Raw genomic sequence first — 13,072 nt, forward strand, 5'->3', positions numbered from 1 at the left:
CACGACGACCGCCACAGCAACGCCCCGCCCGCTGCGGCCAAATCGGCCCGGATCTCGTCGCATCAACTTCGAATAGGCGTTACTGACACACGCTCCTAGTCCTCGGGCGCGGCCTCGCCCGGTTCGGCCTGTTCGCCCGGCTCGAGCGTGCGAACGACGCGGGCCGGGTTGCCGACGGCGATTACTCCCGGCGGCACGTCGCGGGTGACGACGGAGCCGGCGCCGATCACGCTGCCGGCACCGATGGTGACGCCGGGGCACACCACGACGTTGCCGCCGAGCCACACGTCGTCGCCGATATGGATCGGCAGCACCCGCTCGTAGCCGGCCCGTCGCTCGTCGATGTCGAGCGCGTGGATCGGGGTATACAGGCGGGCGCTGGGCCCGATCAGGACGTTCCGCCCGATCGTGATCTCCCCGCCGCCGAGGGTCAGGAAGTCGGCGTTGATGAAGGTGTCGGCGCCCACGTGCAGCCGCGAGCCGTAGTCCAGGTACAGCGGCGGCCGGAAGTCCAGTACGTCCCCGGCCGTGCCGAGCATGTCGACGAACAGCGCCTGGGCTGCATCCCGATCCTCATCGAAGAGAGCGGTGATCCGCCGACAGGTGCGCTGCGTGGCGATGGTCATCTCGGCGAGTTCGGGGCCGGCACGATACCGGTACCAGTCCCCCGCCACCATCTTGTCGTACTCCGAGCGCTCGGGATCCGGCGTGGGACGATTTGTTTGATCCATAAACATAATCCTAATCCTCAGACAACACGGGCCCCGGCGCCGTGCGCGCCGGAGCCCGTCAGGTGGCGATCGGTGCGCCGTCAGCGGCCGCCGCGGCGCTTGTTGAAGATGTCGAACGCGACCGCGAGCAGGAGTACCAGCCCCTTGATGGCCATCTGCCAGGCGGCATCCACCGACAGGATCGACAGGCCCATGTTGAGCACGCCCATCACCAGGCCACCGACGATGGCGCCGACGACGGTGCCCACGCCGCCCTGCACCGCCGCGCCGCCGATGAAGACCGCCGCGATCGCGTCGAGTTCGTAGTTCTGCCCGGCCGAGGCCACCGCTCCTCCCGCGCGCGCCGTGCTCACGACACCGGCCAGGCCGGCCAGCACGCCCATGTTGACGAAGACGTAGAAGTTGACCCACTTCGTCTTGACGCCGCTCATCATGGCGGCGAAGAGGTTTCCGCCGATGGCGTACACGTGCCGGCCGAACACCGTCTGGTTGAGCATGAACGTGTAGAGGAGGATCAGCACGGCCAGGATGATCAGGATGATCGGGGTGCCGCTGTAGCCGGAGAGCAGCCAGGCGAGCCACATGATCGCCACGACGGCGACGCCGGTCTTCAGCCAGAGCTGCGTCAGCGTTTCGCGGGGAAGTTCCAGCCGGCGCAGGGTCGCCCGGGTGCGCAGCTGCTGCAGGATGAGAGCGACGCAGGTGACGAGGCCCAGCCCGAGGGTGAGCACGTCACGTCCGCCGAGCTCGCCGAGGAATCCGGGCAGCCAGCCGGCGCCGATCGCGGTGAACTGGTCGGACAGCCCGCTGATGGTGCCCCCGGTCAGCAGCACGAGGGTGAGCCCCCGGAAGATCAGCATTCCCGCGAGGGTGACGATGAAGGCCGGGATGCCGACGAAGGCCACCCAGAAGCCCTGCCAGGCGCCGACCAGGGCTCCGACGACCAGGGCGAGAAGCACGGATGCCCACCAGGGGAAGCCCCACCCGTTCGTCGCGATCGCCGAGACCGCGCCGACCATCGCGACCACCGAGCCGACGGAGAGATCGATGTGGCCGGCGATGATCACCACGACCATGCCGACGGCGAGGATGAGGACATACGCGTTCTGCTGGATCAGGTTGTTGACGTTGCCGGGCAGCAGCAGCCGGCCGTGCGTGAGCACCTGGAAGAGAACGATGATCGCGACCAGGGCGGCGAGGATGCCGTACTGACGGAAGTTGATTGCCAGCTGGGGCTTGCGCTTGGCTGGAAGTGTGGTGGTCATTGCGGTTTAGTCCCTTCCCGCAGTCATGTAGTGCATGAGAGATTCCTGGGTGGCCTCCGCCGCGGCGACTTCGCCGGTGATCCGGCCGTCCGAGATGGCGTAGATACGGTCTGAGATCCCGAGCAGCTCGGGCAGCTCCGATGAGATCACGACGACGGCCTTGCCCGCTGCGGCGAGCTCGTTGATGATGCCGTAGATCTCGAACTTGGCGCCGACGTCGATGCCTCGGGTGGGTTCGTCCAGGAAGAGAACGTCGGGGCCGGCGAAGATCCATTTCGACAGCACCACCTTCTGCTGATTTCCACCGGAGAGCTTGCCGGTTATGGACGAGACGCTCGGCGCCTTGATGTTCATCCGGGTGCGGTACGTCTCGGCGACCTTGTATTCGCGGTGGCGATCGATCACACCGAACTTCGCCAGCGTGGCGAGCGCCGCCGCCGAGACGTTCACGGTGATGTCGCCGATCAGGTTGAGACCGTACTTCTTGCGGTCCTCCGTGGCGTAAGCGATGCCGTTTCGGATCGCCTCCTCCACAGTGCGCACCGAGATCTCCTTGCCGTTCTTGTAGATCCGGCCGGAGATATTGGTGCCGTAGGAACGGCCGAAGATGCTCATGAAGAGCTCGGTGCGCCCGGCACCCATCAGGCCGGCGAAGCCGACCACCTCTCCGGCGCGCACCGTGAACGATGCGTGGTCGACGACCAGGCGGCCGGTGTCGACCGGGTGGTACACCGTCCAGTCCTCGACCCGGAGGATCTCCTCGCCGATCCGGGGCTCCCTGGGCGGGAACAGGCTGTTCAGGTCGCGGCCGACCATCGAACGGATGATCCGGGTCTCCGTCGCATCCTCGCCGTGCATGTCGATCGTCTCGATCGTCTTTCCGTCCCGGATGACGGTGACGGTGTCTGCGATCCGGCGGATCTCCCTGAGCTTGTGCGAAATGATGATGCAGGTGATGCCCTGGCCGCGCAGGTGGTCGAGCAGGTCGAGCAGGTGGTCGGAGTCCTCGTCGTTGAGCGCCGCGGTGGGCTCGTCCAGGATAAGCAGCTTCACGCGCTTGGAGAGGGCCTTGGCGATCTCGACCAGTTGTTGTTTGCCCACGCCGAGCTCGAGCACCTTGGTCGCCGGGTTCTCGTTCAGGCCAACCCGCGCCAACAGGCTCGACGCGTCCAGATTGGTCTTGTTCCAGTCGATCACCCCGCGGGTGGCATTCTCGTTGCCGAGGAAAATGTTCTCCGCGATAGAGAGGTGCGGGCTCAACGCCAGCTCCTGGTGGATGATGACGATGCCGACGGCTTCACTGTCGTTGATGGTCTTGAACTGAGCCTCCTCACCCTCGAACTCGATCACACCCCCGTAGCTGCCGTACGGGTAGACGCCGCTGAGCACTTTCATCAGGGTTGACTTGCCGGCGCCGTTCTCACCGCAGATGCCGTGAACCTCGCCTCGCGCGACTTCGATCGAGACGCCGTCGAGCGCCTTCACCCCGCTGAAGTCTTTCTTGATGTCCAGCATCCGAAGAATCGGACCATTCATGACTGGCGCTCCTGTCAGCGTGTTCGTCTGTGTTCGTGGGTCACGGTGGCGGCGGGGCCGCGAGGAGCCGCCGCCACCGTGGTGATACTGAAATGACCGGTCGGCTACAGGCCTACGTCCGAGGCCTTGACGAAGCCGGAGTCGACGAGCATCGTCTGCACGTCGTCCTTGGTGACGACCACCGGGTCGAGCAGGAAGGACGGAACGACCTTCTTGCCATTGTCGTAGGTCTTGGTGTCGTTGACCTCGACCTTGTCACCGGCGGCGATCGACTGGATCATCGTGAAGACCTGCGCGCCGAGCGTGCGGGTGTCCTTCCAGACCGTCATTGACTGCGCACCGTCGAGGATGGCCTTGACGTTGGCCTTGTCTGCGTCCTGCCCGGTGATCAGCGGGTAGTCGGCGCCGGGTGTGTAGCCGGCGGACTTCAGGGATGCTTCGATACCGACCGCAAGGCTGTCATTCGGGGAGAGAACGACGTTGACCTTGGCGCCGTTGCCGTAGAAAGAGGACAGGCGGTTGTCCATCTCGGCCTGGGCCTTGTCGGACGCCCAGCCCTGAATCCCGATCGTGGTCCAGGAGTCGTTGCTCGTGGGCGCCTTGCCGCTGGGGACGACGAGCTGGCCGCTCTCAACGTAGGGCAACAGCACGTCCCAGGCCCCGGAGAAGAAGAACTTGGCGTTGTTGTCGTCGGGGCTTCCGGCGAACGGTTCGAGGTTGAACGGGCCCTTGCCGTCCTTCAGTCCGAGCTGGGCCGCGATGTACTCGCCCTGCAGCTGTCCGACCTTGTAGTTGTCGAAGGTCGCGTAGTAGTCGACATCCTTGGTGCCGTTGATCAACCGGTCGTAGGCGATGACCGTGGCATCCTGCTTCTTGGCTTCCGCGAGGACGGGAGAGAGGACCTTGCCGTCGATCGCCGCGATGACGAGGATCTTGGCCCCGCCGGCAACCTGGTTCTGGATCTGGCTGATCTGCTGGTCGGTCTTATTGTCGGCGTACTGCAGGTCGACGGTGCAGCCCGCCCCTTCCAGCTGGGTCTTGAGGCCCTCTCCATCATTGATCCAACGCTCGAGGCTGCGGGTCGGCATGGAAATGCCCACGTTGCAGTCGGCGATGGCCGCTCCCGTGCCGCCGGCGGAGGGAGTGCTGCTCGAACACGCCGCGAGGGAGAGCGCGAAGGCTCCCGTGGCAACGATCGTCAACAGCTTCTTGGTTGTCGTCATGATCTGCTTTCTTCTCTGAATGCTGTGATCGCACGAGGAGGCAGAACTGCCGGTACCTCCTTGTGACGCGGAGTCAACACCTCGGCGTTGCCGCTTATGTTGACGTGCCCAACATATAGCACCGCCTTTGCAGGATTTACCTCAAAGGCCATGATTTTCGTTAACCGCAGTATTTTGATGTATTTGTTGACAGCTTCTACAAAAGCTGACAGAGGCTCGATTTCTAGAAGCCCTGCCCACGCGGTGGCGCATGGCCGGAGTTTCGTCTAATATGTTTCTAGCTACAACAAATCATCGACGTTGCTGACAGAGAAGGATCACCATGGCGCTCACGCCCACCCCCGAAGACAAGTTCTCCTTTGGCCTCTGGACCATCGGCTACAACGGCGCCGACCCGTTCGGAGGGCCGACCCGTCCGCCGCTCGACGTCGTCGACGCCGTCGAGAACCTGGCCCGGATCGGTGCCTATGGCCTGACCTTCCACGATGACGACCTGTTCGCCTTCGGTTCCACGGATGCCGCCCGCCAGTCCCAGATCGACCGGGTCAAGCAGGCCTGCGCCGACACCGGCCTGATCATTCCGATGATCACGACCAACCTGTTCAGCGCGCCGGTCTTCAAGGACGGCGGCTTCACCTCGAACGACCGCAACGTGCGCCGCTTCGCGCTCCGCAAGGTGCTGCGCAACCTCGACCTCGCCGCCGAGCTCGGCGCGAAGACGTTCGTGATGTGGGGCGGCCGCGAGGGCGCCGAGTACGACTCGGCCAAGGACATCCGTTCGGCCCTCGAGCGCTACCGCGAAGCCGTCAACCTGCTCGGCGACTACGTCACCGACAAGGGGTACGACATCCGCTTCGCGATCGAGCCGAAGCCGAACGAACCCCGCGGCGACATCCTGCTGCCGACGGTCGGGCACGCGATGGCCTTCATCACCACCCTCGACCGGCCCGAACTGGTCGGCGTGAACCCCGAGGTCGGCCACGAGCAGATGGCCGGACTCAACTTCGCCGCCGGCATCGCCCAGGCGCTCTACCAGGGCAAGCTGTTCCACATCGACCTCAACGGCCAGCGCGGTATCAAGTACGACCAGGACCTGGTCTTCGGCCACGGCGATCTGCACAATGCGTTCGCTCTCGTCGACCTGCTCGAGAACGGCGGCCCGAACGGCGGCCCCGCCTACGACGGGCCGCGCCACTTCGATTACAAGCCCAGCCGCACCGAGGACATCACCGGCGTGTGGGACTCGGCGTCCGCGAACATCCAGACCTACCTGCTGCTCAAGGAACGCGCCCGGGCGTTCCGCGCCGACCCCGAGGTGCAGCAGATGCTCGCCGCGTCGCTGGTGCCGGAACTGGCCCTGCCGACCCTCGCCGCCGGCGAAAGCTACGACGACCTGATCGCAGACCGCGCCTCCTACGAGGACTTCGACACGGACGCGTACTTCGGCGGCAAGGGCTTCGGCTTCGTGCGGCTGCAGCAGCTGGCCCTCGAACACCTGCTCGGCGCGCGCTAGCCAGCCCCGGCCCCCTGTGGCCAAGTCAGGAGATCCAACGGATGCCGCCGGGCGAGTCCCGGGATCCCGCACCGGGTCCGCGGCGCCCTGGCCCGCGGCATCCGTTTCTCCTGAGTTGGCCCCGCGGCCGCCGCAGCACCGTCTCTCCCGTTTTGCCACCCCACCCCGCGCATAACTCCTGGAATTCGACGGCGCAGGCTCGCCCGCACCCGGAATTCCGCGGCCTCCGGTTTCCCCGGACAGGAATTGCAGGAGTTATGCACCTGACCCACCACCAACCGAGCGGAGAATATAGCCATGACACTGGTTGCCGGAGTCGATTCCTCGACCCAAAGCTGCAAGGTCGTCATCCGGGATGCCGTAACCGGTGCCCTCGTGCGCAGCGGGCGCGCGGCGCATCCGGACGGCACCGAGGTCGACCCGCAGGTCTGGTGGGACGCCTTGAACTCCGCGCTTCTCGATGCCGGCGGGCTCGAGAACGTGGCCGCGATCTCCATTGCGGCGCAGCAGCACGGCATGGTCGTGCTCGACCGGGCCGGCCAGGTCATCCGCCCGGCCCTGCTCTGGAACGACACCCGCAGCGCCCCTGCCGCCACCGCCCTGATTGCCGAGGTGGGCGCCGGGGAGTACGCGCGCCGCACCGGCGTCGTACCGGTCGCCTCGTTCACGGCCACCAAACTGCGCTGGCTGCGGGATGCCGAACCCGCCAATGCGGCCCGGGTCGCCGCAGTCGCCCTGCCGCACGACTGGCTCACCTGGCGGCTGCTCGGCTACGGCCCGACCGCCACGAGCCCCCTCGGCCCGAACCTCACCGCCCTGACCACCGACCGCTCCGACGCGAGCGGCACCGGCTATTGGTCGCCCCTGACCGGCGAATACGACCTCGACCTGTTCGAACGAGCCCTCGGGCACGCCGCGATCCTGCCGCGGGTGCTCGGACCCGGTGACTCCGCCGGCACGACCGTGAGCCTCACCGTCGCGCCCGTCGCGCCCGTCGCGCCCGTCGCGCCCGTCGCCAACGCCGGTGGCGCAGCCTCTGCGGCAGCGGCAGCGGCAGCGGCAGCGGCAAACGTCGCTGGCCCGAACCAATTCGACGGAGATTTTGACGAATCTGGGTGCGAAACCACCGAAAACGCACCTTTTGCAGCAAAATCTCCGTCGAATTCGATCCCAGCGGGCATCGCGGTTGGCGCCGGCGCCGGAGACAATGCCGGGGCCGCGCTCGGCCTCGGAGCGGCCGACGGCGACGTGATCGTGTCGATCGGGACCAGCGGCACCGTCTTCGCGGTCACCGACCACCCGGTCGCGGATTCCACCGGCACGGTCGCCGGCTTCGCCGACGCCGGCGGGCTCTTCCTCCCCCTGGTCGCGACTCTCAATGCGGCCCGGGTGCTCGACGCCGTGTGCGGGCTGCTCGGCGTGGACCACGACGAGCTCGGCCGGCTCGCGCTCGAGGCCCGACCCGGCGCACACGGGCTCGTGCTCCAGCCATACTTCGAGGGCGAGCGCACACCGAATCTGCCCGACGCAACCGCCTCCCTGTTCGGCCTCACCCTCGCCTCGGCCACCCGGCCCGGACTCGCCCGCGCCGCCATCGAGGGACTGCTCTGCGGCCTCGCCGACGGCCTCGACGCGGTGCGTGCCCAGGGGGTTGAGGTCCGCCGCATCCTCCTGATCGGGGGCGCGGCCCAGAACCCGGCCGTGCGCACGATCGCCGCGGAAGTGTTCGACGCCCGGGTCGTCGTGCCCACCCCCGGCGAATATGTCGCGGACGGCGCCGCCGCGCAGGCTGCCTGGACGCTCACGGGTCATCGGCCGGTTTGGCCGGTCTCCCTCGCCGCCGAGCCGGAATCGGACTTCCGCCCCGTCATCCGTGCCCAGTATGTCGCCCACCGGACACAGCCCTGACTCGGCTCACAGGCGCCTCACAGCCGGTGGCCACCCCCACGCGTTTCTGACCCTCTAACCTTGGAACGACAAGCCAAACGACGAGTCAGTCGCGACGAAACGGTGCACAGAGTCCATGAATAGCAATGCCTACGGCAAGCCAGTCCCCCCGAAAAAAGACCGCCGGGACGCGGCGCGCGAGAGCGCCCGCCTGATGCGCGAGGAACAGCAGAAGCGCGATAAGCGCAAGCGCTGGCTGCTGCGCGGCGGCATCGGCGCCGGCATCATCGCCGCCGCCGTGATCGTCACCCTCGTGATCGTGAACAGCACCGGCCCGGGCTCGGCCGCGGTCCGCCCGGCGAACATGGCGAGCGACGGCATCCTGCTCACCGGCGACGGCACCTCGATCACCGCGGTTACGACCGACGCGCTCGCCGCCGACGCGAAGCCCATCGCGACGGACCAGTCGAAGATGACCGACACCGCCAACATCGCGATCTACGCGGACTACCTGTGCCCGTTCTGCGGCCAGTTCGAGGCGACGAACGGCGAGCAGATCGCCACCTGGGTGTCCGCCGGCAACGCGACCCTCGAATTCCACCCGATCTCGATCCTCGACCAGGGCTCGGCCGGCAGCAAGTACCCGACCCGGGCGGCCAACGCCGCGGCCTGCGTCGCGAACTTCCAGCCGGACTCCTTCCTCGCCGTGAACACGGCACTGTTCAAGAACCAGCCGGCCGAGCAGACCACCGGCCTGACCGACAAGCAAATCGTCAGCCTGGTCACGGATGCCGGGGTCACCGACAAGGATGTGGCCGGCTGCATCACCGACCAGACCTTCACCGACTGGGTCGCCGCGTCGACCGATCGCGCTCTCAAGGGACCGCTGCCCAACGCCGACATCAAGCAGATCAAGGGCACGCCCACCGTGCTCGTCAACGGTGTCGCCTACACGGGTGCCCTCGACGACCCGGCCGCTTTCGAGAGCTTCGTGACCGCCCAGGCCACCGCCGCACCGGCCAAGTAGCAGCCGAGTGGCAGCAGCACTCGAGTTCGCCACTTCCGGTCGAGATCGTCAGGCACACCTGGCGTGATCGACCGGAAGTGGCGAACTCGGCGAACGAGACGAAGCGGAAGGACCGGCATGCACGAGACCGATCCTGAGACCGACCCCGCGACCTCGCGACCGGTGCCCGAAGGGTCGGCGAACGGAAAGGCCGTCGACGACCGCCCGGTGCCCAGCCAAACCGTGCACGGCCGGACCGAGCACGGCCAGCCGGCGCCCGCAGAGCCGGCGCCCGCAGAGCCGGCGCCCGCAGACCCGGCGCAGGAGCATACGGTGCACGGCCAGACCGTCGATGACCAGACGCGCTGCGCGCACTACCGCACCGAGCGGGACGTCGTGGCCATCAAGTTCGTCTGCTGCGAGCGTTTCTACCCGTGCTATCAGTGCCACGCGGCCGCCGAGACGCATCCGGCCCGGCAGTGGCCGGCCGATCGCTGGGCGGAACACGCCATCCTCTGCGGCGCCTGCGGCGACACCCTGTCGATCGCCGACTACCGCGAGACCGACCGGTGCCCCCGGTGCGACGCGGCCTTCAACGACGGATGCCGCACCCACGCCCACCTGTACTTCGACGTCCCCGAGGCGCTCGCCTGACGTTCTCGCCAGGATCCGCGCGGGGCTCATCGCCCGGGCTCATCGCAGGCCCCGCGAGCACCGCACTCGCCACGGTCCTCGCGCCGGCCCCCGGCGGAAGCGCGTGACAGCGCGCGGCAGCAAGCTACATCGCGCCGGCGTACTGCATCAGCCAGGCGTACGGGTCGGTGGGGGTGACCCCGTCGAGCAGGATCTCGAAGTGCAGGTGGGGGCCGGTGCTCTGCCCGGTGCTGCCCACATTGCCGAGGTGCTGCCCGACGGTGATGGACTGGCCGGGAGACACCTGCAGCGAGCCGGCCTGGAAGTGCGCGTAGACGCTGCTCACGAGTCGCCCGTCCACCGTGTGGTCGATCACAACGTGAACGCCGAGGCCGCCGTCATCGGAGGCCGAGGCGGACCGAACCACGCCGTCCGCGACCGCGCCGACCGCAGCGCCCTCGCCGGGGAGCATGTCAAGTCCCTTGTGGAAGGTGGAGCATCCGTCGCAGGGCGCTTCCCTCGGGCCGAAGGTGTCGGACAGGCGCACGGCCGAGGGGAACGGCCAGCGGATGGCAGGCTGCACCGGGGCGGGGGCGGCGGGAGCCGGGGCTGCTGCTGCGCTCGCGGCCGGGGCTGCGACGGGGGCCGGAGCGGCGGCCTCCGTGACGGAGAACCCGTCGCGCTGGATTAGATCCGTGGTCGCCGTGCTGGCGGGCAGGCTCTGTGCCGGCCCGATGGCGACGGCGGGCGGCACGCCGTTGGGCAGGCCCGACGCGTGGTCGAGTTCCGAGGCCTGCGCCGGAATGGCGAGGGTCGCGGTGAGGAGTCCGGCCAGGAGCATGGCGACGGCGGCCGCCAGCGGCAGGGCCCGGAACGGCCGCCGGGCTCGGGTGTCCGTCGCTGCAGGGGCGGGGGCGGGCCCCTTCCGCCGGAGGGCGGTGGGCAGGCGGAATGTGCGAATGGGCATGGTAAAACAACTCTCGTCAGCGCGGCTACGCGGGTCAGGTGAGGATGGATCCTCACTCAGACGGAACAGGCGTTCGCGGCGCGGATCGAGGCCCACGGGAACGACGCTCCCCCAGGGGAAGTGTCCAGGGCGCGTCCGGACGTCGGGGGCCGGGCACGCAAGACTTGAGAATACCTCGCTATCCTGAGAATGCAAGGTCTGGCGTCAAATTAAAAAGTGTGCTCCGGGCTGTTTTATTTCGCCCGGACAACGGGTTCAGAGACCGGCGAGTAACCCCGCCAGCGAGTCGAGAGCCCCGGGAACAAGGCGGTAATACGCCCAGGTGCCGCGCTTGTCGCGGGTCAGGATTCCGGCATCCACCAGCACCTTGAGGTGGTGCGACACGGTGGGCTGGCTGAGTCCGAGCGGTTCGGTCAGGTCGCAGACGCAGGCTTCCTCGTCGGCGTGCGCCGCCACGAGCGACACCAGGCGCAGCCGGGCCGGGTCGGCGACGGCCTTTAGCGACCGGGCGAGCTTCTCGGCATCCGCTGCCCCGATCGCCTCACGGCTGGCCGGCGCGCAGCAGGCGGCGGTGTCCGTGTCGACGGGCGTCGAGTCCGGCGCGGGAGGGGCAACGGTGAACGACATGTGAACAGTATCCCCCATAAATTGACATCCATCGATGCGTTGGTCAGACTCCCTATCGACGCACGTCGATTTTATGCCACGGATGCTGATGGAGCCAGATGCCTTCCCCCGAACCACCCGCCGTTTCCGCACGGCCCTCCCTTCAGCACGACGCCCAGCCGGGCGCACAGCCCGACGCCCCGGCGCAGCTCGGCGCCACCGACCGGCTCCTGCCGGTCTGGATCCTCGCCGCCATGGCCGCGGGACTGCTCCTGGCGGTGTTCGCGCCGGGTGTCGGCGACCTGCTCAGCGCGTTCACGATCGGCTCGGTCAGCGTGCCGATCGCTGTCGGCTTGCTCGTGATGATGTATCCGGTGCTGGCGAAGGTGCGCTACTCGGATGCCCGCGCCGTCGCCGGCGACCGGCGGCTCCTGGTCTCGTCGCTGGTGCTGAACTGGCTCGTCGGCCCGGCGCTGATGTTCGCCCTCGCCTGGATCTTCCTGCCGGACCTGCCCGAATACCGCACCGGCCTGATCGTCGTGGGCCTCGCCCGCTGCATCGCCATGGTGCTGATCTGGAACGACCTGGCCTGCGGCGACCGAGAGGCGGCCGCGTTCCTGGTGGCGCTCAACTCCGTCTTCCAGGTGCTGGCCTTCGCCGCCCTGGGCTGGTTCTACCTCCAGGTGCTCCCGGCCTGGCTCGGCCTGTCGACCACGAGCGCGGACTTCTCGATCGGGGCGATCACGGTCAGCGTGCTCGTTTTCCTCGGCATCCCGCTGCTGGCCGGCTATCTGTCCCGCCGGGTCGGCGAGGCCACCCGCGGGCGCGCCTGGTACGAGTCCCGGTTCCTGCCGAAGGTGGGCCCGTTCGCCCTCTACGGCCTGCTGTTCACGATCGTGCTCCTGTTCGCACTGCAGGGCAGCCAGGTGATCGAGCGGCCCTTCGACGTGGCCCGCATCGCCTTGCCGCTGCTGGCCTACTTCGCCATCATGTTCGCCGCCGGATTCGTGACCGGAAAAATCGCCGGCCTCGCCTACGCGCGCACCACGACCCTCGCATTCACGGCGGCCGGCAACAACTTCGAACTGGCGATCGCCGTTGCCATCGGCACCTTCGGCGCCACCAGCGGCCAGGCCCTGGCCGGCATCGTCGGCCCGCTGATCGAGGTCCCGGCCCTGGTCGCCCTCGTCTACGTGGCCCTCTGGCTGCGGCCCCGCCTGTTCCCCAGTGACACCCGGCATCCGTCTGGCGACACCGGACACCCCTCCCCCACAACCGAATTGGAACCGCGATCATGACCGACAAGCCCACCGTTCTCTTCGTCTGCGTGCACAACGCGGGCCGCTCCCAGATGGCCGCCGGCTACATGACGGCTCTCTCCGCGGGCCGCGTCGAGGTGCTCTCCGCCGGCTCGGCGCCCAAGGACCAGATCAACCCGGTCGCGATCGAGGCCATGGCCGAGGAGGGCATCGACATCGCCCACAACGTGCCGAAGATCCTCACCACCGAGGCCGTCAAGGAATCGGATGTCGTGATCACCATGGGCTGCGGCGACACCTGCCCGATCTTCCCCGGCAAGCGCTACGAGGACTGGGAACTCGCCGACCCGGCCGGCCAGGGCATCGAATCCGTGCGCCCGATCCGCGACGAGATCAAGGCCCGCATCCAGGCCCTGCTCGCCGAGATCCTCCCCGCNGACCCCCAC

General features: G+C 67.8%; 11 protein-coding genes and 1 pseudogene. 6 read left to right on the forward strand and 6 right to left on the reverse strand.

Going from position 1 to position 13,072, the window contains the following annotated elements:
* Window positions 1-95 precede the first annotated feature (95 nt).
* From E3T42_RS07700 to chvE, 4 genes are all read right to left on the reverse strand, one after another.
* Window positions 96-731 carry a sugar O-acetyltransferase gene (locus tag E3T42_RS07700; protein WP_198415941.1) on the reverse strand — a complete coding sequence of 212 codons (636 nt, stop codon included), beginning with the start codon at window positions 729-731 and terminating at the stop codon, window positions 96-98.
* A gap of 80 nt (window positions 732-811) precedes the next feature.
* Window positions 812-1,996 carry a multiple monosaccharide ABC transporter permease gene (gene mmsB / locus E3T42_RS07705; protein ID WP_134402769.1) on the reverse strand — a complete coding sequence of 395 codons (1,185 nt, stop codon included), beginning with the start codon at window positions 1,994-1,996 and terminating at the stop codon, window positions 812-814.
* Window positions 1,997-2,002: 6 nt separating this feature from the next.
* Window positions 2,003-3,532 carry a multiple monosaccharide ABC transporter ATP-binding protein gene (gene mmsA / locus E3T42_RS07710; protein ID WP_134402770.1) on the reverse strand — a complete coding sequence of 510 codons (1,530 nt, stop codon included), beginning with the start codon at window positions 3,530-3,532 and terminating at the stop codon, window positions 2,003-2,005.
* 104 nt (window positions 3,533-3,636) lie between these two features.
* Window positions 3,637-4,755: a multiple monosaccharide ABC transporter substrate-binding protein gene (gene chvE, locus E3T42_RS07715; RefSeq protein ID WP_134402771.1), complete on the reverse strand. Its 1,119-nt coding sequence runs from the start codon at window positions 4,753-4,755 to the stop codon at window positions 3,637-3,639.
* Between the two features lie 322 nt (window positions 4,756-5,077).
* Here chvE and xylA point away from each other — a divergent pair, with 322 nt between their 5' ends.
* From xylA to E3T42_RS17610, 4 genes are all read left to right on the forward strand, one after another.
* Window positions 5,078-6,268, forward strand: coding sequence for a xylose isomerase (gene xylA / locus E3T42_RS07720; protein ID WP_134402772.1), 1,191 nt, complete (start codon window positions 5,078-5,080; stop codon window positions 6,266-6,268).
* A gap of 297 nt (window positions 6,269-6,565) precedes the next feature.
* The gene (locus E3T42_RS07725; protein ID WP_134402773.1) at window positions 6,566-8,176 is read left to right on the forward strand and encodes an FGGY family carbohydrate kinase; all 1,611 of its coding nucleotides are present in this window, start codon (window positions 6,566-6,568) and stop codon (window positions 8,174-8,176) included.
* A 115-nt stretch (window positions 8,177-8,291) separates the two neighbouring features.
* On the forward strand, window positions 8,292-9,182 hold the full coding sequence (locus E3T42_RS07730; RefSeq protein ID WP_134365137.1) for a thioredoxin domain-containing protein: 891 nt from the start codon (window positions 8,292-8,294) through the stop codon (window positions 9,180-9,182).
* Window positions 9,183-9,299: 117 nt separating this feature from the next.
* Window positions 9,300-9,815, forward strand: a complete 516-nt coding sequence (locus E3T42_RS17610) for a CHY zinc finger protein (protein WP_134402774.1) — start codon at window positions 9,300-9,302, stop codon at window positions 9,813-9,815.
* 124 nt (window positions 9,816-9,939) lie between these two features.
* Here the strand turns inward: E3T42_RS17610 and E3T42_RS07740 are convergent, their stop codons facing one another.
* Both E3T42_RS07740 and E3T42_RS07745 read right to left on the reverse strand, forming a co-directional pair.
* Complete coding sequence (locus tag E3T42_RS07740) at window positions 9,940-10,761, reverse strand: M23 family metallopeptidase (protein WP_198415962.1); 822 nt, start codon at window positions 10,759-10,761, stop codon at window positions 9,940-9,942.
* Between the two features lie 255 nt (window positions 10,762-11,016).
* Window positions 11,017-11,388: a helix-turn-helix transcriptional regulator gene (locus E3T42_RS07745; RefSeq protein ID WP_134365643.1), complete on the reverse strand. Its 372-nt coding sequence runs from the start codon at window positions 11,386-11,388 to the stop codon at window positions 11,017-11,019.
* Window positions 11,389-11,486: 98 nt separating this feature from the next.
* On the opposite strand from E3T42_RS07745, the gene arsB reads away from it, so the two are divergent.
* Window positions 11,487-12,665 carry an ACR3 family arsenite efflux transporter gene (arsB, locus tag E3T42_RS07750; RefSeq protein ID WP_134365644.1) on the forward strand — a complete coding sequence of 393 codons (1,179 nt, stop codon included), beginning with the start codon at window positions 11,487-11,489 and terminating at the stop codon, window positions 12,663-12,665.
* A pseudogene (locus tag E3T42_RS07755) lies at window positions 12,662-13,060 on the forward strand (arsenate reductase ArsC); the annotation flags it as partial. The gene arsB and the pseudogene E3T42_RS07755, both read left to right, overlap by 4 nt.
* Window positions 13,061-13,072 lie beyond the last annotated feature (12 nt).

The organism is Cryobacterium sp. TMT4-10 (genome assembly GCF_004403275.1).
GTDB classification, from domain to species: domain Bacteria; phylum Actinomycetota; class Actinomycetes; order Actinomycetales; family Microbacteriaceae; genus Cryobacterium; species Cryobacterium shii.

Excerpts from the sequence above, each read along its gene's own strand:
- arsB (WP_134365644.1), top strand. The coding sequence starts at position 11,487 with ATGCCTTCCCCCGAACCACCCGCCGTTTCCGCACGGCCCTCCCTTCAG.
- E3T42_RS17610 (WP_134402774.1), top strand. The coding sequence starts at position 9,300 with ATGCACGAGACCGATCCTGAGACCGACCCCGCGACCTCGCGACCGGTG.
- mmsA (WP_134402770.1), bottom strand. The coding sequence starts at position 3,532 with ATGAATGGTCCGATTCTTCGGATGCTGGACATCAAGAAAGACTTCAGC.
- xylA (WP_134402772.1), top strand. The coding sequence starts at position 5,078 with ATGGCGCTCACGCCCACCCCCGAAGACAAGTTCTCCTTTGGCCTCTGG.
- E3T42_RS07725 (WP_134402773.1), top strand. The coding sequence starts at position 6,566 with ATGACACTGGTTGCCGGAGTCGATTCCTCGACCCAAAGCTGCAAGGTC.
- E3T42_RS07745 (WP_134365643.1), bottom strand. The coding sequence starts at position 11,388 with ATGTCGTTCACCGTTGCCCCTCCCGCGCCGGACTCGACGCCCGTCGAC.
- E3T42_RS07740 (WP_198415962.1), bottom strand. The coding sequence starts at position 10,761 with ATGCCCATTCGCACATTCCGCCTGCCCACCGCCCTCCGGCGGAAGGGG.
- E3T42_RS07700 (WP_198415941.1), bottom strand. The coding sequence starts at position 731 with ATGGATCAAACAAATCGTCCCACGCCGGATCCCGAGCGCTCGGAGTAC.
- mmsB (WP_134402769.1), bottom strand. The coding sequence starts at position 1,996 with ATGACCACCACACTTCCAGCCAAGCGCAAGCCCCAGCTGGCAATCAAC.
- E3T42_RS07730 (WP_134365137.1), top strand. The coding sequence starts at position 8,292 with ATGAATAGCAATGCCTACGGCAAGCCAGTCCCCCCGAAAAAAGACCGC.
- chvE (WP_134402771.1), bottom strand. The coding sequence starts at position 4,755 with ATGACGACAACCAAGAAGCTGTTGACGATCGTTGCCACGGGAGCCTTC.